Origin of the sequence: Olsenella uli (assembly GCF_016900775.1) — a bacterium.
GTDB lineage: Bacteria > Actinomycetota > Coriobacteriia > Coriobacteriales > Atopobiaceae > Thermophilibacter > Thermophilibacter uli_A.
The window spans coordinates 63,663-87,335 of sequence record NZ_JACJKN010000007.1 but is presented as its reverse complement, the minus strand read 5'-3'; the positions used below and the strand labels follow the sequence as shown (position 1 = coordinate 87,335).

20 protein-coding genes are annotated in these 23,673 nt (G+C 68.4%); 8 read left to right on the top strand and 12 right to left on the bottom strand.

The annotated features are described in order from the left end of the window. Positions 1–77: 77 nt before the first annotated feature. The 7 genes from H6A23_RS06010 to H6A23_RS05980 all read left to right on the top strand — a co-directional run bounded on the left by H6A23_RS06010 (position 78) and on the right by H6A23_RS05980 (position 5,653). Complete coding sequence (locus H6A23_RS06010; protein ID WP_204831296.1) at positions 78–1,475, top strand: hypothetical protein; 1,398 nt, start codon at positions 78–80, stop codon at positions 1,473–1,475. 9 nt (positions 1,476–1,484) lie between these two features. Then, positions 1,485–3,164: a Coenzyme F420 hydrogenase/dehydrogenase, beta subunit C-terminal domain gene (locus tag H6A23_RS06005; RefSeq protein ID WP_204831295.1), complete on the top strand. Its 1,680-nt coding sequence runs from the start codon at positions 1,485–1,487 to the stop codon at positions 3,162–3,164. Between the two features lie 4 nt (positions 3,165–3,168). Further along, positions 3,169–3,540 carry an NADH-quinone oxidoreductase subunit I gene (locus H6A23_RS06000; protein ID WP_204831294.1) on the top strand — a complete coding sequence of 124 codons (372 nt, stop codon included), beginning with the start codon at positions 3,169–3,171 and terminating at the stop codon, positions 3,538–3,540. A 432-nt stretch (positions 3,541–3,972) separates the two neighbouring features. Beyond that, positions 3,973–4,485, top strand: coding sequence for a serine O-acetyltransferase (locus tag H6A23_RS05995; protein WP_204831293.1), 513 nt, complete (start codon positions 3,973–3,975; stop codon positions 4,483–4,485). A gap of 123 nt (positions 4,486–4,608) precedes the next feature. Continuing rightward, on the top strand, positions 4,609–4,893 hold the full coding sequence (locus tag H6A23_RS05990) for a hypothetical protein (RefSeq protein WP_204831292.1): 285 nt from the start codon (positions 4,609–4,611) through the stop codon (positions 4,891–4,893). Between the two features lie 2 nt (positions 4,894–4,895). Then, positions 4,896–5,381, top strand: coding sequence for a nucleotidyltransferase family protein (locus tag H6A23_RS05985; protein WP_204831291.1), 486 nt, complete (start codon positions 4,896–4,898; stop codon positions 5,379–5,381). Then, entirely contained in the window at positions 5,378–5,653 is a 276-nt protein-coding gene (locus H6A23_RS05980) for a hypothetical protein (RefSeq protein ID WP_204831290.1), read from the top strand. Before H6A23_RS05985 ends, H6A23_RS05980 begins: the two co-directional genes overlap by 4 nt. Before the next feature lie 412 nt (positions 5,654–6,065). On the opposite strand, the gene H6A23_RS05975 is transcribed toward H6A23_RS05980, so the two are convergent. After that, positions 6,066–7,709 carry a hypothetical protein gene (locus H6A23_RS05975; RefSeq protein ID WP_204831289.1) on the bottom strand — a complete coding sequence of 548 codons (1,644 nt, stop codon included), beginning with the start codon at positions 7,707–7,709 and terminating at the stop codon, positions 6,066–6,068. A gap of 504 nt (positions 7,710–8,213) precedes the next feature. On the opposite strand from H6A23_RS05975, the gene H6A23_RS05970 reads away from it, so the two are divergent. After that, positions 8,214–9,041, top strand: a complete 828-nt coding sequence (locus tag H6A23_RS05970; RefSeq protein ID WP_204831288.1) for a hypothetical protein — start codon at positions 8,214–8,216, stop codon at positions 9,039–9,041. Between the two features lie 182 nt (positions 9,042–9,223). On the opposite strand, the gene H6A23_RS05965 is transcribed toward H6A23_RS05970, so the two are convergent. From H6A23_RS05965 to H6A23_RS05915, 11 genes are all read right to left on the bottom strand, one after another. Next, the gene (locus H6A23_RS05965) at positions 9,224–9,934 is read right to left on the bottom strand and encodes a class B sortase (protein WP_286165849.1); all 711 of its coding nucleotides are present in this window, start codon (positions 9,932–9,934) and stop codon (positions 9,224–9,226) included. A 69-nt stretch (positions 9,935–10,003) separates the two neighbouring features. Beyond that, entirely contained in the window at positions 10,004–13,939 is a 3,936-nt protein-coding gene (locus H6A23_RS05960) for a VaFE repeat-containing surface-anchored protein (RefSeq protein ID WP_204831287.1), read from the bottom strand. 13 nt (positions 13,940–13,952) lie between these two features. Then, positions 13,953–14,444, bottom strand: coding sequence for a DNA gyrase (locus H6A23_RS05955; protein ID WP_204831286.1), 492 nt, complete (start codon positions 14,442–14,444; stop codon positions 13,953–13,955). A gap of 150 nt (positions 14,445–14,594) precedes the next feature. After that, a complete protein-coding gene (locus H6A23_RS05950) occupies positions 14,595–15,620 on the bottom strand; it encodes a conjugal transfer protein TrbL (RefSeq protein ID WP_286165848.1) in 1,026 nt (341 codons plus the stop codon). Positions 15,621–15,630: 10 nt separating this feature from the next. After that, the gene (locus H6A23_RS05945; RefSeq protein ID WP_204831285.1) at positions 15,631–16,356 is read right to left on the bottom strand and encodes a hypothetical protein; all 726 of its coding nucleotides are present in this window, start codon (positions 16,354–16,356) and stop codon (positions 15,631–15,633) included. 14 nt (positions 16,357–16,370) lie between these two features. Beyond that, a complete protein-coding gene (locus H6A23_RS05940; protein ID WP_204831284.1) occupies positions 16,371–18,131 on the bottom strand; it encodes a glucosaminidase domain-containing protein in 1,761 nt (586 codons plus the stop codon). Continuing rightward, a complete protein-coding gene (locus tag H6A23_RS05935) occupies positions 18,118–20,430 on the bottom strand; it encodes a VirB4-like conjugal transfer ATPase, CD1110 family (protein WP_204831283.1) in 2,313 nt (770 codons plus the stop codon). Before H6A23_RS05935 ends, H6A23_RS05940 begins: the two co-directional genes overlap by 14 nt. Positions 20,431–20,497: 67 nt before the next feature. Next, the gene (locus H6A23_RS05930) at positions 20,498–20,941 is read right to left on the bottom strand and encodes a PrgI family protein (protein WP_204831282.1); all 444 of its coding nucleotides are present in this window, start codon (positions 20,939–20,941) and stop codon (positions 20,498–20,500) included. Positions 20,942–20,951: 10 nt separating this feature from the next. Then, positions 20,952–21,173, bottom strand: coding sequence for a hypothetical protein (locus H6A23_RS05925; protein ID WP_009304287.1), 222 nt, complete (start codon positions 21,171–21,173; stop codon positions 20,952–20,954). Positions 21,174–21,177: 4 nt separating this feature from the next. Continuing rightward, a complete protein-coding gene (locus H6A23_RS05920; RefSeq protein ID WP_286165857.1) occupies positions 21,178–23,061 on the bottom strand; it encodes a VirD4-like conjugal transfer protein, CD1115 family in 1,884 nt (627 codons plus the stop codon). Continuing rightward, entirely contained in the window at positions 23,061–23,651 is a 591-nt protein-coding gene (locus tag H6A23_RS05915; RefSeq protein WP_204831280.1) for a hypothetical protein, read from the bottom strand. Before H6A23_RS05915 ends, H6A23_RS05920 begins: the two co-directional genes overlap by 1 nt. Positions 23,652–23,673: the final 22 nt, after the last annotated feature.

Genomic DNA, 23,673 nt, shown 5'->3' with positions numbered 1-23,673 from the left:
CGCTGCTGTTGCAGGTAGTGAACATTGTCGTCGGGTTCGTTGTCCCCCACGCGCTGATAGGAACGTACGGGTCCGAGGTGAATGGCCTTGTCACATCGCTCACCCAGTTCGTGAGTTACATCCAGCTCGTCGAGGCCGGGATATCATCGGCGGCCGTGTTCCAGCTGTACTCGCCGATCGCCCGGGGGGACACCGTCGAGGCGAGCCGCGTAGTGTCCGCCGCGCGCACCTTCTATTACAAGTCCGGCGCGGCCTTCACCGCTCTCATGCTCGCGCTCGCGTGCCTCTACCCCGTGTTCGTGCAAGTGGAGGGCATTGGCTCGCCCGGCGTCTTCGTGCTGGTGCTTGCGCTCGGCGCTACGGGCTTCCTCGACTTCTTCACGCTCGCCAAGTACCGCGTGCTCCTCACGGCGACGCAGCGGAACTGGGTGATCCAGCTCGCCTCCATCGTCTACAAGGCTCTCTATACCGCCGTGGTCCTGGTCGGCACCTTCGCCGGCGTCTCGGTGGTCGCACTGTTCGTCATCGCCATCCTCCCCATAGTCGTCAGGACACTCATCCTGATCGCGTATGCGAGGAGGAGCTACCCTGATATCGATTTCTCCGCAGACGCCAAGGGGCTCAAGCTCGACCAGCGCTGGGATGCCTTCTTCCTCCAGGTCCTCGGCGCCGTGCAGTCTGGCGCTCCGACCATCATCGCGACGTTCGTGCTTGGTGACCTCTCGCTCGTGAGCGTATTTTCAGTGTATATGCTCGTTGCCAATGGCCTGCAGAACGCGATCAACTCGCTCAGCCAGGGGACGCAGGCGTCATTCGGGGATGTGATCGCACGCGGGCAGAGCGACGTGCTCAAGCACTCCTTCCGGGAGTTCCAGACGCTCACCTACGGTGTTACGGGCGTCGCCTGCGGCGTGGGCATCGCCCTTATCGTCCCGTTCGTGCGCCTCTACACCGCCGACATCGCGGACGTGGACTACATCTACCCGCTAGTGGGGGTGCTCGGCATGGCGAATGTGCTGCTCTACCACCTCAAGACCCCGCAGGGGCTGCTTGTCATCTCTGCCGGCAGGTACCGCGACACCAGGGTCCAGACGACGCTGCAGACCGTCATCCTGCTCGTCGGCTCCATCGCCCTCGGCGCGGCCTTCGGCATGCCCGGCATCCTCGCGGGAATGCTCCTGTCAAATCTCTATCGCGATATCGACTTAATGCTCTACATCCCGCGTGAGGTCACAAAGACCGCACCGAGCGAGACCCTCAAGTTCATGGTGCTTGCGGTGGCGGTCTGCGCGCTCGTCGCCGTGCCGTACTTTGTCGTCCAGCCGCCGTGCGCGGGGTGGCCCGAGTGGGCGCTCTCGGCCATCGTCCTCGCGCTGTGGGGGTGCCTGCTCACCTTGGCGCTCTACCGCGCGTTCGCCCGGGAGCAGCTGTCGGGGCTGCTCTCTCGCGCCAAGCGGCTCGTGGGCGCGAGATAGGAGGATGCCTTGCTCTACACCTGCGACCTGATCTGCTGGGGCGCCGCGTCCCCGGCCGCCTTCCACTCCTTCCTGTCCATGCTGGAGCGCCGCTCGGGGAGGCGCGTCACCTCATACGCGCACCGCGGGGCCGGGATGCGCCCGCACGGTTCCGAGATCGCGACCTACGCGGACGGCTCGGCGGGGTCCGGGACGACGGCGACGTCCGCATGGCGGCGCATCTGGTACGACCGCCTCTGCCGGGAGTCCTGCTACCGGTGCGGGCACCACTCGACCGAGCGCCCCGGCGACATCACCATCGGCGACTGGTGGGGGCTGAGGCGCTTCATGCCCGAGCTCGAGGACCCCTGGGGCGTGTCGTGCGCCGTCGCCAGCGCGCCGCGCGGCCTGGCGCTGCTGCGCGACTCGTCCGACGCGCTCGAGCCCGCGGCCACGCCGGTTGCCGACGTCGCGAACCCCGCGCAGCCCATGCTCGAGCATCTGCCCGAGCGCAAGGGGCGCGACGCCTTCTGGCCGGAGCTCTGCGCGGACGGCTTCGAGGCTGCCTGCCGCTCCGTGGGCGCGCTCGGTCCGGAGCGGGCGGCGAAGGAGCTCGTCAAGAGGGCCGCGGCCGCATTCAGGGGAGGCCCCGCGAAGGATTCCGACGCATCATCATCTGTGGGCAACGCATGGGAGGAGGTCCCAAAGGTGGACTTCGATGGGCTTGAGTCGCGCGGCGAGTACCCCGTCGCGTTCGCCGCGAGGAACCGCGACGACGGCGTGCGCCGCCGGAGCTCCTCGGGCGGCGTGTACCACGCGCTCGCATCGCACGTGATAGAAGACTTGGGCGGCGTGGTCTACGGCTGCGCCTTCGACGGGGACCTGCGGGCGGTGCACATCCGCTGCGAGACCATGGCGGAGGCCGAGCGCTGCATGGGGTCCAAGTACTCGCAGAGCGACATGGGGGACTCGATCGGAAGGGTTCGCGAGGACCTGGGCTCCGGGCGCGCCGTCCTCTTCACCGGGACGCCCTGCCAGGTGGCGGCCGTTCGCGCGGCATGCGCGAACCCCCCCGGGGGTGTCCTCATGACCGCCGACATCATATGCCACGGCGTGCCGTCCCCGGGGGTGTTCCAGGGGTGGCTCGCCGAGCTGGAGCGCGCCCGCGGCGCAAGGGTGATCCGCTACGAGCACCGGCCGAAGTCCATGGGCTGGGGGCACTTCGAGCGCGTCACGTGGGAGGGCGGCCATGCTGAGCAGGGCACGCGCCTCTCCGAGGCGTGGAAGCGCCTGTTCTACGGCAACCGGATGCTGCGCCCCTCGTGCTGCCGCTGCCCCTACACCGTGGCGGAGGGCCGCCCCGGCGACCTCACCATAGCCGACTTCTGGGGCGTTGGGGCCACGCCGCACGCGCGGGGGGACGACGGGGCCCTCGGCGTGTCGCTCGTGCTCGCCAACGGCCCGGCGGGGCTGCGCGCCCTATCGGAGCTCGACGTCGACTGCGAGCTCGCGACGATGGGCGAGGCGCTGCCCGGGAACCCCATGCTGGAGCGCCCGTCGGCCTTCGAGGGCGACCGCGACGAGCCCTGGCGCGAGCTCTACGGAGGCGGTCTGCTCGCCATGGCCAAGGGCGAGTGCTACCTGGTCTCGCCCGCCCGCGCCCTCGCGTCGCGCGCAAAGCGAGCCGTCAAGCGGATTCTCGGGAGGTGATCGGATGAGCAGGAACTTCACGCCGCGCAGGGGCTTCACGCCGCCGGACAACGCCCCGTACCGCTACCGAGACGGCTCTCAAGTCGATGCGTCCCCCGGCTACCACCCGCACGCCTCGACGCGCTTCCGGAACTGGGGCGCGGAGGTACCGCCCGCCGTCGCCAAGCGCGACCTGCCCAAGCTCTACCGCGACCGCTCGGAGTGCTGCGGCTGTACGGCGTGCGAGTTCGCCTGCCCTAGGGGCGCGATCTCCATGGAGCCCGACGAGGAGGGGTTCCTCTACCCGGTGGTTGACGCCGCCGTGTGCGTCCGCTGCGGCAGGTGCGAGGGTGCGTGCGCTTTCAAGGCGACTCTCGTGGACCGTTGGGAGCCGTGATTGTGAGCATTTTTGTCAGTAGGCGGTCTCGAAGCTCAAGTGCCATTGTCAAGCGTCTACCCTTGAGTCGTGATTGGACGATGCCCACGCTTATTCCTTTAGATTATCGAATTGTAGTAAAGTGATATAAATGCTTTGTTTCAATCGCGGCGGAACACCCAATAGCAGATAAGGTGACGTTGGATAGGGGATACATCTTTGGTTTGAAAGCTCGATGACAATGTGATCAGTATCGTATGAGCCGGTGCAAGCTCAAAAACTCCTGTGGTTTCATAAAGTCAACAATAAATTTGCTGTTAGTTTGAGATAAAAAAGGTATCTAGATGAATAAGAAACAGCTTATGTTGTTTCTCCTCAATTTCTGGAGAGTTGTTCCGTTTGCAGCCCTGTTTTCATGCTCGGGGGGGGGGTTACTCACTAATTCGAGAGGATGTGAACTATTGGGCGAAGCGCTATGGAATGAGTGAGCGTCTTTCGCTTGCGTTCAAGTTTTCGAATTTGATTATGACTTACCCAGAATTCAGAAATCTCATCGATATACGATTGAGCGCCGAGAACGATGTCATACGGGCCCTTTTCAGATTTTTCTTTCCATTGTTTCAAAGCCTTACAATCTACACGAAGGACATCGGCCATAGATTGTTTATACAGCATGGTAACGGCTCTGTTATTTCAGCAAAGTCTATTGGAGACGATTGTTGGATAAACCAGCAGGTTACTATCGGATACGGTTTCGCGGATGATCCGCCCGTAATTAAGGATGGCGCTCGAATATGCGCCGGGGCAAAGGTTATTGGAGATATCACCATTGGAAAGAATTCCATAATTGGAGCGAACGGTGTTGCTGTCAAGAGTGTTCCTGATGGTGAAGTTTGGGGTGGCGTGCCCGCAAAGAAGATAGGTGTTAATATCCACCCATTGTCAATGGATGATACCAATCTCTAAAAATGAGCCCAAATCAGAGGAGGCAATGTAATAACTGCCAATAGTTTTGTCTGTAAGGATCAGGGCGGTGTACGTTGATGCAGTTTGAGCTGTCGACACGAGCGGTTTGCTGGTCGGTTGACTATGAATAGAAATGGTGCGACCAGTCGAGTTGTTGGGAGTTACCTCGCCCACCTGATGGGGCGCGCGCTCTCGGGGCGCGAGTCGGAGTCGCTTCCCGACAGGCTCTCCGGGGAGAGCGTCGTCTCCTGCGCGCGGGACAACGGTGCTCTCTGGCTCGACGGCGTGCCCGACGACGTGCGCGCCCCCTGCAAACGCTTCTCGGACATGGTCGCGCTACACAACGTTCGCTACGAGGCGGAGCGAGTGGCGGTCTGCGCTGCGCTTCGCTTCGCGCCGAGGGCCTGAGCGTGCTTCCGCTCAAGGGGGCGAACCTCGTTGCGCGCTATCCCGACTACTTGATGCGCGAGGTGGGGGGGGACAACGATATCCTCTTCGGGCTGATCGACCTGAACGAGGATAGCACCTGCTTCAGCCGCATGGGCTTCGAAGAGGAGGCAGTGCAACTCCGCGAGCGCGCCCTGCGCGTCATGGAAGGGCTGGGCTACGTCTCTGTGCCAGTCGCCGAGGAGTGCCACTTGAACCTCGGCAAGGACCCCGGCCTCTGCTTCGAGCTGCACGACCGGCTCTTCTCCGACCGGTGGACGTTCGCCGGCTACTACCGCGACCCGCGGAGGCTCGCCCAGCCCATCGAAGGCGGCGCGGTCAGCTGCGGCGTGGGCATGGAGCTCGGGTTCCCGCCCGAAGACGAGTACGTGTACCTCATGCGCACGCGCGCAAGCACGCGCGGTACAAGGGCGTTGGCTTGCGAGCGCTGGCGGATATCATCGTCATGAACCAGTCATTCGGGGACTCCCTCGACCGCGACTACACCCGAGAGCAGCTCCTGGAGATGAGGATCCTCGGCTTCGCCGAGCTGATCGAGCGCCTCACGCGGGCCGACTATGACGGTACGGCACTCACCGAGGAGCAGCTTGAAACTGTCACGCACATGATGGAGTGCGGCGCCTATGACACCGAGACGGAGGGTGTGCATCCGCATTCGCCGTGCAGCAGGGGAAGGCTGCCGCTTGTGTCTCGCCGAGCTCCGGCGGTTTTTCTCGTTTGAAACGGTGAAGGGCTATGCCAAGTTCTCCGCTTTTGAGTGGTATAGTGGGCTACGTCCGTTCTTTTCTGTGTATAAATTACTTATCTTTATTTATCGGTTTCATCGGGATTCTCGTGCACAGCTCTTCAAACTCGCTGCTTTCTTCGGCAATAATAATATAAAATATTGAAGTTGATTACGCAATATGTATTATTGAGCTAATTCGCTTAGGGGCTTCTCCGCTGGCCGGACGGAGATTATACAAATAATGCTTTCAACTGGCAGAATTCTCTCACTACTGGTCTGGCTCATTGTGCGTTAACGAGCCGCTAGTCAGTTGGCAGGAAGGGCCGAGCATCATTTTGGTGCTCGGCCCTTCCTGTGTTTTGGTCTCCTGGTTGGCGCGCTACGGCTTTGCGGCACGGCAAAGGGGTCATCTCTTAAACGCTTCGAGCTTTATGACCTCTTTCTCTATCGTTACTTTATATGCTTTCTTGTTCGGAATCATCTGGAGCCGGTACATCCCGTCAAGATGCATGGTCCAATTGATGATTGACGAACGATTGCTCTTCATGAGCTCCATCTGCGCATCGGGGTCGGCAAGCAGCTCCCTCGACGATCCCGGCGCCATCTTGTTCATGATGGAGATCAGCTGCCTGATTCCCTCCTGCGATGCCTTGACCTCAAAGGCCCTCTTCAGCTTCGCGAAGATGTAGCCCAGGGCACGGAGCAGGTCCTCGTTGCCCGCGCACATGGCGCAGATTGCGATCACCGCGACGCACTGGATGTGGAAGAGCGAGTTCCTTCGCCTCCGGGCCTCCTGGAGCCCGTCGAAGGCGATTCCGAGCAGCGTCAGCGGACTGCGGCTGCCCATCGGCTCCCTCTCCAGGCGCGAGAGCTCCACGAACCACCTGAGCGATACGGCGACGACTGCTTGGTTTCCCAGCTGCTCGGGATGCTCCCTGACGGTAGTCTCGTGCTGCTTGACGAGCCTGTTGAAGCTGGCGACGGCGCGCTCGTCCCCGACCGGCCCCCTTGCCAATGCGTTCGTCACCTCGGCGCCTATGGCTGACGCGGTCTCGTAGGTCTTGTAGTCGTCCCCCGCGTAGTCAAGGTCCTGCAGCGCGCCCACGGCCGACTCGAACCGCGCCGCGTGGTCCGCGGAGGGTACAGCATTGTTGGTGAGCTGCCGGATGCTCGCCAGGGCGGACATCCGGTCGGCGCAGGCGCCGTCTATCTTTGATCTGTTGTCCTCGAGGGTCCGGTGCAGCTGCCACAGGTCCTTGTCGCTCTGCTTGACGTTGCCGCGCTTCAGGTCGAACTTGGCCATGTAGTACGTCAGGGCTGCCTCCGACTGCGCCCCGTAGCGCGAGGCTATTCCTCGGTCGAGGGCAGCCCGTATGATCGAGTCAACCTTCACCCCGCTGCAGTAGATCTCGCTGAGGGCTATCCATGAGCCCTGCTCGCCGGCTGCGCTCAGGAACTCGTCGCCGTCGGGGAGGTGTATCTGCCTCATGAGGAGGTCCATGGAGGCGGGGAGGGTTTCGGTGGCGAGCGGGTTGATCTCGGCAGACTCCTCCTCCCCCCTCATCCTCTGCGGCGTCGCCATGGCGATCATTCGAAGCGCTTCCTTGATCCTCGTCTCGTCGCCCTCACTGATGCTCGTTTTGCCGTAGAGCTGGATGGCGACCTCTTTGGCCATCGCGGCGAGCGCCTTCCTCCTCTCCTGCATCAGCCGGGCGTCGCCTGACTGCTGGGCGAGCTCTCCGAAGTCGCCCCATCCCCGTTCCTTCAAAAACTCCGTGATGCCCTTCGCCACGAGAGCGGGGTCGTATTCTGATGAATCCTCCCCGATCCGCAGGCCCGCATTGACCAGCGCGCAGAGCGCCTCGACGGTTCTCTCGTTGAAGGTGGCTTTTCTGGATTTGATGGCGTTGCGAAGCATGCTGCGGTAGGGCGTGGCAGCGCTCACTATGCGCCATTTCTCGGGCTCGATCATGATGGTTCCGAAGCACGCCCTGAGGATTTCCTCGAGAAGTCGAGCCGTGCCGCACGTCTCCTCTGATTCCTTGTCCATCTCACGGCCACCTCCCGCTTGCGAACCGATTTGAAACCGAGCCTCGCCCTTCTTTGATACCGCCGTTGAACTGCGCTGATGAGCTGCCGCAACTACGATCTTCTCATCCTTTGGGGACGGGGAGGCCAGGGCACCCGTCGGGTGCCCTGGCGGCGAACTCATCTGCTCTTGAAGGTTTTTGTCTGCCCGTTGTATCGATTCTAGCAGCGCGCGGGCCGTGGCGCTCGGTTCCTCCGGCGCCGAGGCAAGGCGCCGGAAGCCTGCGAGACGGAGGTCATCATGGGTCCTTAGAACATCGAACAGTAGCTAGTGCTTAGGCGCTCGAGAGCTCGAGCTCTAGCCAGGCAGGTGCGCGCAGCCTCCAGCAGGGAGGCCCCGTCGGCCGTCCATCGGCCGTTGCGCCCACCGATCGCCAGGCTGGGCCCGAGGATTCGTGCTGCGCGCACCTGCCTTCTCGTGAAAAGGGGCCGTCCCGCCTGGGCTGGAGAAAGCTCAGGTGCAAAGATGAAACAAGGCAAGGACGGCCGCTACCCGCACGAGAAGTCGATCGAGGGCGCTCGCAACTCCGTGAGGAGGAGGGCGGAGCGCGCCAGGGAGGAGGTCCGCGAGGTCTACGAGCACGGGGACGGGGGAGTGACCGTCGTGTACGAGACCCACGCCGTCCGGCTCGAGGGCGTCCGCCGCACGCTGATACCGTTGGACCTCGTCGAGGAGTACCCCATCGTCATGGAGTTCTCCAACGGCGACCGCACGCCGGCCCGCGGCTCTACCGATCGCGGGACGGGGCGCCCGGCCATCGAGGTAAAAGGGGATCTGAAGGACGTCAAGCACGAGGTGCTCCGGCGCGCCGCGTCGGGCACGGTCCGGGACGCGGACGGGGTGGTGCGCAAGCTCGTCCTGTACCCCGACGAGCTCGGAGAGGGGTCGTTCCGCTTCCGCCTGGAGTGGTGGGCGGGCTACCTCCGCGACCGCATAGACGCCAGGCGCGAGGGGTCGCTCCGCGCCGACCGCGGCGGCGTCACCGACCTCGAGTCCATCGTTGACGAGGCCGGCGGCCCCGCGGGCGGGCGCCTCGCCGCACCGGGCGGGGGCGCGTCCGCCGCGGGCGAGGCGGAGGAGGGGTACTCGTACTTCGAGCTGGTGGACGCCATCGAGAGCGTGCTCGCGGGCGCGAGCGAGCGGGACGCCTACATCTTCCGCCAGCACTTCTTCGAGGACCGCGAGTACAAGGACATAGCCGAGGACCTCGGCTGCGCCAACTCGACCGCGACCTACGCCATGAAGAAGCTGCTTCCCCTCGTGAGGGAGTGCCTCAGGGAGCTCGGGTACTAGGCGGCTCCAGACGACGGGCGGGGCCGTGCGCTAACTTGCACGGCCCCGCCCGTTCGCTTCGGTTCCTGCTCTTCTCCTGACTAGCGGTCCTCGCTCATGGAGGCGACCCGGCAGCAGGCGTACGCCGTGACGGTGCAGGCGCCCATGAGCATGCCGACGACGAACAGCGCGGCGCTGGCCATCTACCCCACCTCCCTTGCGAGCACGACCGTCCGGGAGTTCGCGGTCTGGTAGCTGCACGTGACGAAGGCCCACACCCGCCCGACGTCCTCGGGATGGTCGAGCACGACCTCGCACCTCTCGAGCCTCTCGTCGACGTAGGCCTGGAGCTCGGCGGCGTCCGCGAAGTCGGTGCGGACCCCCTCGCGGTCGGCGTCCAGGACGTCGGCGGCGAACACCTCGAGCTCCACGGTCCCCTCGCGCGTGTAGACGAGGATCGTGCGGTGGGTAGCGGCGAACGCCTCGTCGGCGTACTGCTCCAGGGGCCCGAACATCGTGCCGTCGCTCATGTGGTGGGCGTACACGATGACGAACGGGCTCCTCGTGCCGTCGCGGCATCCCGCGTCGACGTAGGGCGCGCCCCACACGGAGGCGTCGCCGTATATGTCATGGGTCAGGTAGTAGTCGGGGTCGTCCTCGTCGCCCTGGACGATCGGGTAGTCGACGGTGGTCCCCGGGACGCGCACCCACGCGACGACGGATTCCGGCAGCGCGCCCCAGTCGACGGGGGTGGGCTCCTCCTCGGGCGCGGGCGCGCCCGCCTCCTCCTCCACGAGCGGCACCTCGGCGACCTCGTAGGGGATGGTCTCCCTCGTGTACGACGCGACGAGGAACGCGAGGATCGCCGCCGCTGCCGCGAGGCAGCCTATTGCCACCACGGGCATCCTTCTCATCTCTCCTCCCTTGGCGAGGCGCCCCTCCCGGCCGTCGGTCGGAAGGGGCGCGGCTTTGCGGCATAGGTGCTACTCGGCGTCACCGTTCCTTCCGCGGGCCGCCCTCGCGCGGGAGCGGATCGCGAGGGCCGCGCCGCCGACGGACGCGACCGCCACCAGGGCGACGGCGCCCGCGACGAGCGGGTCGACCCCGCTAGGTGCGTCGGCACCCGTCTTCGCATAGGGCGACTCGGGCACCGAAGGGGTCTCCGGGTTGTCCACGACGACCGTCTGGCCCTCGTCGTCGATGTCCTGGTGAACGGCTACCACGTTGCCGCTCGCGTCGAGCACCTCCTCGAAGGCCACGAGCGCGGCGCCCTCCTCGACCTTGGAGGCGTCGAACTCGAAGGCCACCTCGACGGCGCCGTCCGACGCCTCGGGCGTGAACTCCGCCGTCGCGGTCACGGGGTTGTCCTCCGCGTCCTCGAGCGGCATGCCGGTCGCCTTGTCCATGACGGTGCCGTGCGCGGTGTATGCCTCGCCCGCGACGAGCCCCTTGTACTCGACCGTGTCGACGAGCCTCGCCGTCCCGTTCTCGACCGTGTGGTCGCCGTCGGCGGAATCGACGAGCGTGGTCCCGATCTCGACCACCGTGACGGACTGGCCCTCGTCTTCGATGTCCTCGTGAACGGCGAGGACGGTGCCTTGCGCGTCGAGCAGCCTCTCGAACACGACGAGGCGGTGTCCGCCGAGGCCGGCGGAGTCGAGGGAGAGCTCGACCGTCTGGGCGCACTCGGGGGCCTCGGGCGCGAACTCCGCCGTCGCGGTCACGGGATCGCCGTCGGCGCCCTTGACGGGCTCGCCGGTCTCTGCGTCCATGAGCGTCGCCTCGAGCGCGTAGCCCTCGCCGGGCGTCAGTCCCTTGAAGGAGACCTCGTCGGCGACGGCGACCTCGGGGCCCGTCACGAGCTTGTCGCCGTCGGCCGCGTCGCTCGCGGTGGTGCCGATGCCGACGAAGCGCACGGTCTGGCCGGAGTCCTCGATGTCCGCGTGGACCGCCACCTCGACGCCGTCCTTGGAAAGGCTCTCGAACGCCACGACGTCCTCGCCCGCGAGCAGGCTCGCGTCGAAGGTGAACTCGACGTCAACCGAGCCGTTGGTGTTCTCGGCGGTGAACTCCTTGGTGGCGGTCACGGGGCTGCCCTCGGCGTCGAGCAGCGGCTCGCCGGTGGACTTCACCATGAGGGTGCCCGTGAGGGTGTAGGTGCCGCCGAACTCGAGGTTCTCGTAGTGGACGGTGTCGGCGACCGTCGCCTTCTCGGCTGCCTGGGCGACCTGGTCGCCGTCGGAGGCGTCGGATGCCGTGGTGCCGATCTTCGGGCCCTCCTGGTCGTCGAGCGTCATCCAGACCTCCTCGGCGACGCCTGAGTCGCGCTCCACCCAGAAGGTCTTGGTGACGAGCTCGTATCCCTCGTTCGCCTCGCAGGGGAGCTCCTCGAGCGTGTACTCGCCGAAGGGCAGGGCGCCGAGCCCGTCGTCGGCGGGGGCGGCAGATCCGTCCTCGCCGAGCCCGAACCAGATCCCCGCCTCGGGGTCCATCATGTCGGACGTGATGGCCTCGGCCTCGAGCAGGCCGTCGTTGCCGTTGGTGTTCTCGGTGTGCTTGTTCCAGCCCGCCTCGGTCGATGCTTGGCCGTTGCGGTCGGTCACGAGCACGTGGGTCTCGCCGGTCGCTGTGTTGGTGATGGCGAAGGGGACCTGCAGGCTCTCGTTGGTGTCGTCGGCCTTCTTGGAGAGCTTGAGGTCGTTGCGCACGACCTGGTCGCGGAGCTCGAGGGCGCCGCCCTCGGCGTCCGCCGTGACGACGGCGCCGTCCTCGCGGACCTCGAAGGTCCTGGGCTCGCCGTCGGTGAGCAGGTAGGAATCGTTGGTCGCGGTCTCCTGGATGGTGTAGGTGCCGTACGGCAGCGCGTCGGGGGCGGTCTGCGCGGTGTAGGCGCCCGCCTCCTCGTCCCAGGCGGTCTCGATGGTCATGACCTCGTCGCCCGCGTGGAACCACTCGCCGCCCACCATGACGCCGTGCTCGCTGGCGTTCGTGATGGTGAGCTCGATGCCGGCGAGCGTGGTGCCCGCCCCGTCGGGGGTGTGCCCGTTTCCGCCGATCGCCTCGGACGCGCCGAGCTCGGCGTCGGACTTGACGACCCGGACGCCGCCCGCGGCCACCTCGTTGAGCTCGCCCTCCTCGAGGAGGAACTCGCTCACCTCGCCGTCCCCGCGCACCTGGAACTGCTTCTCGATCGCGCCCTCCGGGGTGTAGCCCTCGGGCGCCTTGGTCTCGCGCACGAGGTAGGTGCCGTACGGGAGCAGCCTGTCGGCCGTCCTCGCCACGTAGGCGTCGAGGTCCGCGTCGTACTCGGTGGCGATGGTGACGACGGGGTCCCCGGGGGCGATCGACTCGCCGTCCCCGATGGCCCCGTCGGCGTCCAGGTCGACGCAGACGCGCCCGGCGCTCGCGTTGTAGACGGTGAACTCGGCGCCCGCGAGGGAGGCGTCGCCCTGCGCGTAGTTGTGGTAGGAGCCGTCGCCGCCGGTGCCGTCCTCGTCGAAGAGCAGCGCGTCGCCCTTGGCGACCGCGACGCCGCCGAGCGCCGGGGTCTGGACGTAGCCCAGGGAGCCCTCGAACGCGTTGGAGAACGTCGCCTGCGTGCTCGTGGGGGAGAGCTGGTCGGTCGCCGTCACCTCGATGGTCTGCGTGGCGTCCTCGGGGATCACGCAGCCCTGCGGGGCCTCGACCTCCGTGACGGCGTACGTGCCGAGCTGCAGCACGTACGAGCCGTCGACGACGTCAAGCGGGTCGCCCTCCACGAAGCAGCCGTCATCGACCCTCATCGAAACCCTGCCGTCGGGGCCCGTGCGGTAGACGCCGGACTTGCCGTTGGGGTAGTCGATGCGGAACTTGGCCCTCTCGAAGGAGGCGTCGCCCTCGGGGGCGGCCTGGCCGTCGCGGGCGAGCTTGACGACGGAGACGCCGATGGGGAAGTACTGCTTGTCCTCGGCGGACGAGACGGACTTGTCGCCGTCGAGCTCGACGCGCTGGACGGTCGGGTCGAGCGCGTAGCCCTCGGGCGCCCTCGTCTCCTTCACCCAGTAGGTGCCGGGGTCGAGCCCCTCGGCCGTGCCGGTGAAGCCCGAGCCGCTCGCGGCCACGGTGATGGCCGCCACCTCCTCGGTGCAGGCCTCGTCGGCGTACACGCCGTACCGCGCGCCCTCGAGGCTCGCGGCGTAGGCGCCGTTGCCCTCGGTGTCCAGCGCTATGGCGTCGCCGGCGCTCTTGTCCACCGTCAGGTCGAAGCCGTGGGACACGGCGACCGAGGCGTAGTAGAGGTCGCCGACGACCTTGCCCTTGATGGGGCCGATCGTGCAGGCGGGCGGGGTGGCGTGGAACATCAGGTCCTCGCCGTTGCCCTCGCCCCAGTAGATGCCCACGTGGCTGGCCGCGCCGCCCAGGGGCACGTCGCCGGAGGACTTCTCCCACACGAACAGGATGTCGCCCTTGGCGGGCCTGCTCGCGAGCAGGTCCTCCTTGCTGCTGAACACCCGGACGTCGCAGTTCGCGAACGCCCAGGTGTAGAGGGTCTCGGTGTTGGGCAGGCAGTTCTCGTCGGCGTGGCGCGGCCGCATGTCGTGGCGCAGCGTCGAGTCGGCGACGCCGGCCTCGTTGATGAGCGCGTAGCTCACGAACGTCGAGCAGTCCATGCCGGCGCCGGGTCCTGCCTCGCGGTCGTCCATGGTGTAGGGCGTCCCCAGGTACCTGTCCTTGTGCGCCTCGAGGTTGGCGACGAAGGCCTCGGGGTCGAACCCGAGCCTCTCGGCGAACGTGACGCCCCTGCCGGACTCGTACGCCGGCTCCCCGGCCTGCGCGAGCGCGGGGGCCGCCCCGGCGAGCAGCGTGGCCGCCGCCAGCAGGAGCGCGAGCGCGCACCGCAGGATCTTCTCGGGCGCGTGCGCCCGTGTCTTGTCGTTCATGCTTCCCTCCGATCTAGTTGGGCACGTCGCGCGAGGCCTGCCGCGCGCCCCCGCGCCCGAGCGAGTCGGCCCCGTCGCGCGCGGCGCCCGCGCGCTCCCTGAGGCTGCGCCCCTGGGCGTGCTGCTGCGCCCACGCGCGCCGGGCCTCCGTCAGGGCGTCCTTTATCTGCTGCGGCCTTACGCGAAGCTCCTCGCGCGCCGGCTCCCCGTCGTCCCCGAGCACCACGTTGTCCTCGGCGTCGCGGGCGACGCGGGTGAGCCTGACCTCGCGGTCGGCGAGCAGCGGCACGACGCGCTGGTCCTCGTCGAACCTGCTCCGGTCGACGAACAGGGGGCTGAACCTGAAGCCCCCGACGGGCCTGCCGTCGATCACCGTGTCCGACGGCAGGGTCACGGAGTTGAGCGTCCTCTCCTCGCCGGTCGCCCGGTCGACGTAGGGGACGCCCTCCCTCACGAAGCTCTTGTGGAAGGACAGGTAGACCTTCCCTCCTCCTTCTGATCCCATCTGCTTCTCCTCTCCTCTCTCTGCCTTGCGGGCCGCGCTCCGCGGCGCCGCTCTCGCCCCCTTCCCGCGCCGCGCCCACATGGGGAGGGCCCGCCTCCACCTGTGAGGTGGGGACGGGCCCTCCGGTTTCGAGTGGGTTGGGCGCTCTGGTCAGCCGCCCATGACGTCGCGCGCCCAGGCGCCGCTCTTGACGAGGCTCAGGATGAGCAGGACGCACATCGCGAGGTACTGCAGCGCGTAGGAGAGCCCGCCCACCACCGAGCCGACGGGCGTGCCGGTGCCGGCGGACACCGCGTTGAGGCCCGACAGGACGATGGGGAAGCTCACCAGCACGACGAGGATCACGACGCCCGCGATGCAGACCCCGGCGAAGTTCCTGAGGAATCCGATCCCGAGCTGCCTCGTCTCGTCGAGCGCGAGCAGGCTCAGGGGTATGGGGGCGAAGCAGGCGTAGACGTAGATCTGCACGCAGCGCGCCCAGCTGACGACCAGGGCGACCACGTAGGCGACGATCACCACGAGCCAGCTCACCACGGCGACGAGCATCATCGCGACCAGCGAGGGCACGTCGTCCTCCTGGGTGACGAGGCTCACCTCGCTCAGGTCGAGCTGGGACCCCGCGCCGAAAAGGGCGATGATCCGCTCTATGGCAAGGCGCGTCACCTCGTACACCGCCTGGCAGAGCTCGAAGCTGTGCTGTATGAGGAACAGGAACACAGCGAAGAACACCAGCAGGAGCACGACCTCCCTGACCGCCGGCATGGACTGGCTGCCCTCCATGCGCTGGCTGATCTTTATGAGCTGCGCGGTGAACACGAACGACAGGATCCCACAGCCTATGGGCAGGATGGCGTTCTCCCACGCGCCGTAGGCGATGTCGTACATGCTGATCCCGCCGGCGTTCCCCAGCATCTGGTCGAACCCCTCGGAGAGGATGCCGTCGTAGCCGATGGAGGCGAGCACCTGCACCTGCCCCGAGAAGATCCAGTTGCAGATGCCGCGGAGCTGCTCGCAGAGCCAGGCGTTGATGTCCTCGGCGATGCCGGCGTAGGCGGGCCGCGGGAAGAGCAGCGCCGCGAGTACCACCGCGAACGAGGCCGCTGCCGCCGCGAGGGGGAGCCTGGCCGTGCGCCGGCGTGCGGGCGCCGTCCCCGGCGCCGGGTTCCGTTTCGTCATGGCGGGCCTCCTAGAGAACCGTGAACGCGCCGTCGGCCCACTGGACGGTGACGATCGTCGAGGCGTTGTCGTCGAGGTGGAAGGTCGCCGAGACCATGCCGCTCGCGAGGTCGAGGAAGACCTCGCCGTCGAAGGAGGCGCTCGACGCCTGCGGGCTGCGCCGGGCGGCGTAGGCCCCGATCGCGGCCCTGAGCGCGCCCTCGTCGCCGCCCACGAGCTCGAGGTAGCGCTCGTCGAGCCCGGTGACCTCGAAGGGGCCGCCCCCGCCCTCGCTCGCCACGTAGCTCGGCGCGGCCGAGAAGGCGTCGGACGCCACGGCCGCGGGCTCCCCGTCCTCGAGCGTCACGACGAGGGTCGCCGCCGAGCCGTCCTCCAGGGTCAGAGTGACGATCGCCTGCCCGTCGGCCTCGGCCTCGTCGGCCGCGGAGTAGGCGAGCGCGCTCACCGTACCGTCCCCCGTGCTCTCGACCAGCGACCGGTCGGTGACCTGGAGGGTGGCGCCGCTGCCGTCCTCCGCGACCCACGACGTGCCCGCCGCCGCCTCGAGCGTCGACTCCGCGGCCTCGGCGGGGCCCGCCTGCTGCTGCGCCTGCTCGGGCGCCGGCCCTCCCGCGCCCTGGCCCGCTCCCGCGGGGCCCGCCGCGGCGCAGCGCGCGATGGTCGAGGCGAGCAGGACGACGAGCGCCCCTGCCGCGGCGACGGCGATGACCTTGCTCCTCTTGCCGTTCTTCCTCATCTTTTGTCTCCCTTCTATCCGGTGTGCCTGAGCGCGCAGGTGAACGAGCTGATCCCGGTCGACATCTTGCAGACGTCCCCCGGCTTGGGCTCGTGGATGTAGCGGTCGCCGCCTATGTAGATGGCGACGTGCCCGGGGCGGTAGAGGATGTCCCCGGGGCGCGCCTGCGAGAGGGGGAGGGCGGTGAGCTCCCTTCGCTGGTCCTCGGTGTAGTGGCTGATCTGGATGCCCGCCTGGCGGTAGCAGTACTGCGTGAGGCCGCTGCAGTCGAGCCCGACCCCGGGGGTCGAGCCTCCCCACACGTAGGGGACGCCGAGCTGGCTGTACGCCGCCTGCACGATCGCGTCACCCGCCCCGCCGCCGCTCTCCCAGTCCTCGACGCTCATGCCGTCGAAGCGGTAGAGGCCGTAGGTCGCCATGATGCCCTTGAGCGTCTCGACGTAGTCGGAGCTGGTGGCGTACCCGGCGTCCTTGAGGCCCTCGGCCATGAGGTCCGAGTCCTTCTCCTCGATCGCCTCCCTGATGAGCGCGTTGTCCCGGTAGCGCGGGCTCTGGAGCAGGACCCTGCTGCGGAAGACGACGCAGTCGCGCGGCGACGCGAAGCTCGTGAAGTCGGCGGTCACGGTCACGTGCTGCCCGCCGTACTCCTCGCCGGTCTGCCAGCTCGACTTCCCCGTCACCTCGGGGCACCCCGCGAAGCTCGGCGACCACTTGATGCCGAACAGGTTGTTGTCCCGCTCGGCGAGGCCCGAGAGGTGGTCCCCGACGCCCGACTCGCAGATGATCTGGGCGATGGTGCACCCCGCCGGGTGCCCGTACTCCTCCTGGCACTCGAGGGCGGCCTCCACCATCTCGTAGGTGACGTAGGGCGGCAGGCCCTCGAGGGAGGCCTTGGAGGCCTCGTTCGTCCAGAAGCCGAAGAGCGCCCCGACGAGGCTCGAGAGCATGACCACGGCGAGCACCGCGGCGAGGGCTCCGGCGAGCACGCCCGCGAGGGGCGCGGCGATGGAGGAGAGGGCCGCCGCCACGGCGCCGGCCGCCTTCCCCCTCGCCGCCGAGGATGCCGCCGGCCTCCCGAGCCGGGCGGCGGCGGACCGTGACGCCGCCCAGTTGCGGCGCCGCTGGGCCGAGCGCATGACCGGCCGGCCTCCCTTCCCGCGCCCCCTTCGCGCCGAGCCGCCGGCCTTCTTCCCCCGTCCCCGGGCGGTCGCGCGCGGGTGCGGGACGTTGTTCGAATTGGCGGCTTTCGCCGATACGCCCCGGGCGGTCGCGCGCGGGTGCGGGGCGGCCGCGCCCCGGCTCCCCGAGCGGCGTCGGGTGGGCGCCGTCCCCGCCGGGCCCTCCCCGGGCGCATGGGCGGGGGCTCCGGGGGCCTCCTCCCGGGCGCGCGCCGAGCCGCCCCTCCGCGCCCCGGGCGTCGCCGCCGACCGCCGTCCGTGCTCCCGCGGCGCGCCCTCGCGCTCCGGGCGGCTCGCGTCCCCCTTCCTCGGGGTCGCCCGGCGCGAGCGGGCGCCCGCCGCCGCGCGGGCGGCGCGGTAGGGCCCGGAGACGCCCTCGAGCTCGTCCGAGTCGGCCAGCTCCTCCACGGCGGCGTCCGCGGCCGGCCCCGCGAGGCGCGGGAGGGCGCGGCGCGGCTGGGGGGAGGCCGCCGCCCTCGCGCCCCGCCTCATGCCGAACGTCCCGCCCCCTGCGGACTCGAACGTGTCCCGCCCCGCGTCGAACTCCTCGGTGGAGCTGAAGCCCGCCTTGCGGCGCCCCGCGCTACGGTCGTCCATCTTCGGCACCCGCGCGCTTGATGGCGGCGATCTCGTCCGCCTTCGTGTTCCAGAGGTCGTAGAGCCTGCCGTGCGGCCAGTCGTCGACGATGGGCACCCGCGCGGCGCCTGCGATGAGCAGCCCCTCGCCCGGCTTGACGCTGTCGTCGATGTACCCGAGCTCCTGCTCGGACAGGTTGAGCAGCTCCCGCCACTTCTCCCCGTCGGTGAGCGACTGCTTGAACAGCATGAGGAAGTCGCTGTTGAGGATCAGGGTGCGCCCCTGCGGGTTGTCGAGCAGGTAGGTGGCGTTCTGCGTGATCCCCGTCGCGATGAGCCCGAACTTGCGCCCCTCCGCCCACAGCCGCGAGAGGTACCCGATGGTGGCGGGGTGGCCGAAGAGGCCCTGGACCTCGTCCACGTAGAGCCAGGTCGTCACGCCACGCTCGAAGTTGCGGTACATGCGGTTGCGGATGAACTCGAGGGCGGCGACCATGGCGAACGCGAGCATGCTGTCGGGCAGGTCGCGGAAGCTGAAGCACGTCATGGGGGCGTCGAACTCGACGTTGCTGGGGTGGTTGAAGATCGAGAGGGCGCCCTCGACGTAGCGCTCCAGCCGCAGCGCCACGAAGCGGGCCTCGGGCTCCGGCTGGCGCACGAGCTCGTCGTGGACGTCGCCGATGAGCAGCTCGCGCCCCTCCGCGCGGGCGCGGGCGAGGGCGGCGCCGAAGCAGCGGCTCACGATGGAGCGCTCGGCGTCCGTCTGGCGCTCGTCGCCGTCGGCCATGGAGGCGCCGCACAGCGCGATGAGCGCCTCGGTCTTCGACGCCGCCTGGAGCTGCTCCGCCTGGTGGGAGACGTCCGCCATCCCCATGGGGTTGAGGTGGTTGCCCGAGTCGGGGGAGAGGCGGACGTGCCGCCCGCCGCAGGCCTCGGTGATGGGGCCGAACTCCTGGGCGGGGTCGAGGATGATGATCTCGTCTTCCGGGTACGCGAGCCTGGTGTTCGTGATCTCGCGCTTGGTCTGGAAGCTCTTGCCGCTTCCGGGCTTGCCGCCGACGAACCCCATGGGGCTCGCGAGCCTCTTGCGGTTGGCGATGACGAGGTTGAGCGAGTGGCGGTTCTGGCCGTAGTAGCCGCCGCCCTCCTCGTTGAGCTCGAGGGTGGCGAACGGGCTCTGGATGGCTATCTCGTCGGTGAGCATGTAGCGCTCCACGTCGACCTCGCTCGTCCCCAGCGGCAGGGCGGAGTTCAGGCCCTCGCGCTGCCGGTAGTGCAGCGGCGCGAGCTCGATCCCGTTGGCCTGGGCGGTCGAGACGAGGCGCCCGACCCGGTCCTCGAGCTCCTCGCGGGACGGCGCGTAGGTCATCGCCACGCCGCAGTAGCGGAACAGGCGCTGGCTGTCGTCCTTGAGGCGCTCGAACATGTCCTGCGCCTCGTCGCGCGTGTAGCGCAGCTCGGCGGGGAGCAGGGTGTAGTCGTAGCCCCTCTTGACGGCGCTCATCTGGTCCTCCACGACCTCCTTGTCGATCCAGTTGAGGCGCTGCTTGACGAAGCCGATGGCCTTGTTCTGCTCGAGCGCGCGCACGTGGGTCGAGATGACGAGGGGGATCGGCAGGTCGACCATGTCGGCGAGGCACCGGTCCGACAGGTTGCTCTCGAACCGGCGGAACGCGAGCACCTGGAACCACGTGCCGTCCATGGTGAAGGCCGAGGCGGAGCCCTGCGGCTTGAAGTCGATGAGGTTCGGGGCCACGAGGTCCTTCGTCGTGGTGCCCCGGTGCGCCGCGACCTCCGACCAGTCGACGGGGAGCGGGGGCTCGGCGGGCCTGAGCATCGAGCGCAGGAGCCCCGCGCGCTCGGCGCCGTCGAGCGGGGAGAGGTCGCTCCTGATCCCCGTGAGCACGCCGGAGGCCATCGAGCGCATCCGGGCGAGCGCGGGGACGGCGTGCTCCGCGTCCGGGGCGTCCACGGCGAAGGTTATGTAGCGCTCGCGCACGAGGTTAGAGACGCCCTCGCGCATCTTCGCGTTGAGGACGTCGTTGTACTCATCGGCCAGCGGCCCGGTCGGGTCGTCGCGGACCTCGAAGAAGGTGCGGTTGCCGATCTCGGACTCGTGGATGGGGCGCGTGACGAGGGTCGTCTGCATGGAGACCTCGGGCGTGAGGCCGTTGTAGAGCATGCGCATGCGCTTGCACACCGCCGCCTGGGCCTCGTCGCTCGCCGACTGGTAGCTGATGTCGCCGAAGCGGTAGGTCCTGCTGTACCTGCCGAGGTCGTTCATCGCGACTCCGTCGCGGAAGAGCGCGAGGTAGGACACGGCGTCCGCGGTCCTCGCCCTGCGCCTCCCCCTCTCCGGCGCCCTCCTCCGCTCCCGCCTCTTCTCCTCAGCGGGCCTGTAGTGCTTGGGCTTCTCCCGCCTGAAGGGTGGGCGCATAGTCCTCACCGACCTTTCTCATGAGCTTCCTGAACTTCCTCCGGGTCACCGACGGCCTCGCGGCCGCGGCGGCAGGGCCGGGGGCCTCCTGCGAGGGGGACCGGTAGACGAGGGTCCCGTCCGCGGTCAGGTGCCGGAGCGCGAGCGGGACGAAGCGCTCGGGGCGCATCCCCCTGGGCCTCCAGAACCCGAGCAGCCAGAACGGCATCGACGAGGCCATGACGGGCAGGCTCGCGTCCGCCACGGGGACCCCCAGGCAGAGGTGGCAGGCCGCCGCCGAGGCGAGGGACGCGGCGACGCCCGCGGCGATGCAGGCGACCATGCGAGCCGAGAGCTTCCCGACGACCTTCTCCTCGTACTCCCCGATGTCCTTGTGGACGTAGGTGTGCTGCATGCCGGCCCCCTCAGCTCGGCATCCAGCTCGTGTCGAGCTGGCCGAAGTAGACCGCGGCGGCGATGATGATCGCGCCGCCGGCGATGGTCGCGATGGCGCTCGCCAGCTGCGCGCCCCCGCCGCCGGTCTCCGAGCGGATGGCGATGCCGAGGCTTACCGCGCCCCACACGACGACGAAGCCGCCGAGGAAGGTCACGCAGCCGCTGACGAGGCTGATGATGTTTGCGAGCATTGGCTTACCCCCTTGCCCTTCGCGGGGCCCGCCGCCCCGGCGGCGGCGGGTCCCCTCCTGACAAGGGGTCGCCGGCGCGCGGCCATTTCGAGCCGCCGCCGTGCGCGACCTCGCCCCAGCGCGGGTGCCTGTCTGCCGCGTACTTGTCGTCGATGACGGGGTCGGACCCGCTGAACAGGACGATGGCCTTCCCGCGTGGCAGCCGCCCCGCCTCGCTCGCCTGGATGAGGTCGCGCTCCAGCCTCCCGCGGTTCCTCGTGGTCGAGCCGGAGGCGCCCCGCGTGACGTTCCAGGTCTCCGAGTCGACGGTCTCCTTGCCGACCATCTCGCTCACCATCCTGTTGGTCTGGGTCGACTTGCCGCCGAGGTAGAGGACGACGTCGCAGTTGTCGACGATGATCTGCGCCTCCTGCTCCCCGTAGCGCGCCTCGAGCTGGGCGACGGACTGGAGCATGATCGACATCGAGATGTTGCGCGAGCGGACGGTGGTGATGACGTGGTCCATCTGGCTGAGGCGCCCCAGGTTGTAGAACTCGTCGCACATCAGGTGCAGCGGGCGGGGGAGCTCGCCGCCGTGCTCGCGGTCCGCCTTGGCCGTGCAGACGTGGATCGTCTGCCAGACCATCATCGACATGAGGAAGCTGAACGCGTCGGTCGTGTCGTCGGTCTCGGCGAACAGGACGCGCTTGCGCCCGGCCTCCCCGAAGCGGTCGAGGCCGACCTCGTCGCGCATGGTGAGCTCGCGCATCTCGGGGACCATCATCGACTGGAGGCGGGAGTTCGCGGAGATGATGACCGACTTCAGGGTCTTGCCGGCTGCGGCCTTGAGGAGGGTCCAGCTGAGCAGCGCGATGTCGTCCTCGGGCGCCTTGGGCTCGGCCACGCTCACCCACTCGAACGAGCGCGCCGCGCGCCCCTTGAAGTCGCGGCGCCCCCTGCGCGCGGGCGCGGCGGGGGCCTCCCTCTCAACGAGCATGGTCCCGTCGGCGATCTCTCGCATGAGCAGCTCGTAGGGGCTCGCGAACGACTCGTCCTCCTCGCTCGCCTGCGCGAGGCTGAGCAGCGTGACGAGCCCGTTGAGGTTGCGGTCCTCCTCGGGGCAGTGGAACACGAGGTAGCTCACCTGCGAGAGGAGCAGGAGCACCGTCGTGTTGGTCCAGAACGCCTCCTCCGCCTTCGCGTCCTCGCCGTTGGTCACGGAGATGAACGCCTGCACCCACTCGATGACGTCCACGGGGGTCCTGAGGTAGGCGAGCGTGTTGTAGCGGGCGGACCGCGATGGGTCCTTGGTCGAGAACACCACGACCTCGTAGCCGTGGGCGGCGAACATGCCCCCGAGGTCCCTGGAGAGCGTCCCCTTGGTGTCGGTGATGAGGAAGTCCTGGTTTGCCTGCAGCGCGTTGGGCATCACGTACGAGAACGTCTTGCCGCTGCCGGTGCCCCCTATGACGAGGACGTTCTTGGCGCGCCTCCACTCCCTCTTGAGGCGCGACTGGTCGACGGCGAGCCCGACGCGGCGCGTGAGGATGATGTTGTTGTCCGGGTCCCTCGTGTCAGAGAACCTCCTCGCCGCCTCGGCCGGCGGGAGCCACCGGGCGCTTCCGTGCTCCTCGCCCTGGCGGAAGTTGCCGCCGGCGAGCACGGCCCGGCTCCAGGCGAGCCACACGGCGACCGCGCACACCGCCCCGGCGAGGAGGGGCCCTTGGCCCGGCGTGACGGGGCCGTGCGCGGCGACGTAGGCGGGCAGCGCCGCGAGGGCGGGGGCGAGGTTTCCCGTCCAGGAGCCCCCGAGCGAGGCGAAGCAGGCGGCGTAGGAGTCGCCCGCCGCGAAGGCGAGGGCGGAGGCGGCGGCCACCGCGGCGAGCGCCGCCGGGGAGGTGGCCCTCATCACGACCGCCCCCTCTCGAGGCTCTCGGCGCGCTCCGGCTCCCGCCCGGCGCGGCCCGCCCTCTCGGGGGCCTCGGCGTAGCGCCTGACCGTCCGCACGCGGTCCCGCAGGCTCCGGTCCGTCCGGGGGTCGCCTCCGTCCCGCTCCGCCTCCTCCGCCTCGCGGGCGCGCCCGACGGCCCTGACCGCCTGCTCGTGGGCCGCCTCCACCTTCTCGGCGAGGCTGCCGAGGGAGTCCGCGAGCCCCCGCGCGTCGCCCGTGCGGAACAGGAGGCGCCGCTCCCCGGTGCGCCCGTCCTCGAACCACTCGTGCGCGATGCCGCGCGCGTCGAGCTCGGCGTCGATGGCTGCGCGCACGTCATCCCACCCCTCGACGCTCGCGAGGTCGCGGACGTCGAGCTTCGCCCACCCGTTCCGCTCCTCGCCCTGCGGGGCGCCGTCGCCGGGCGAGACCCTCTCCTGGGCGTCGCGCAGCGCGCGGGCGAGCCCCGCCGAGCTCTCCCGCGCGTGCAGGCGCCCCCGCTCGATCATGATCCGTATGCTCCATTCCAGCAGCTTGTCGCCAGCGTCGTCGCCGAAGTCGTCGGCCATGCCCGGTCTCTCCCTTCCGTCT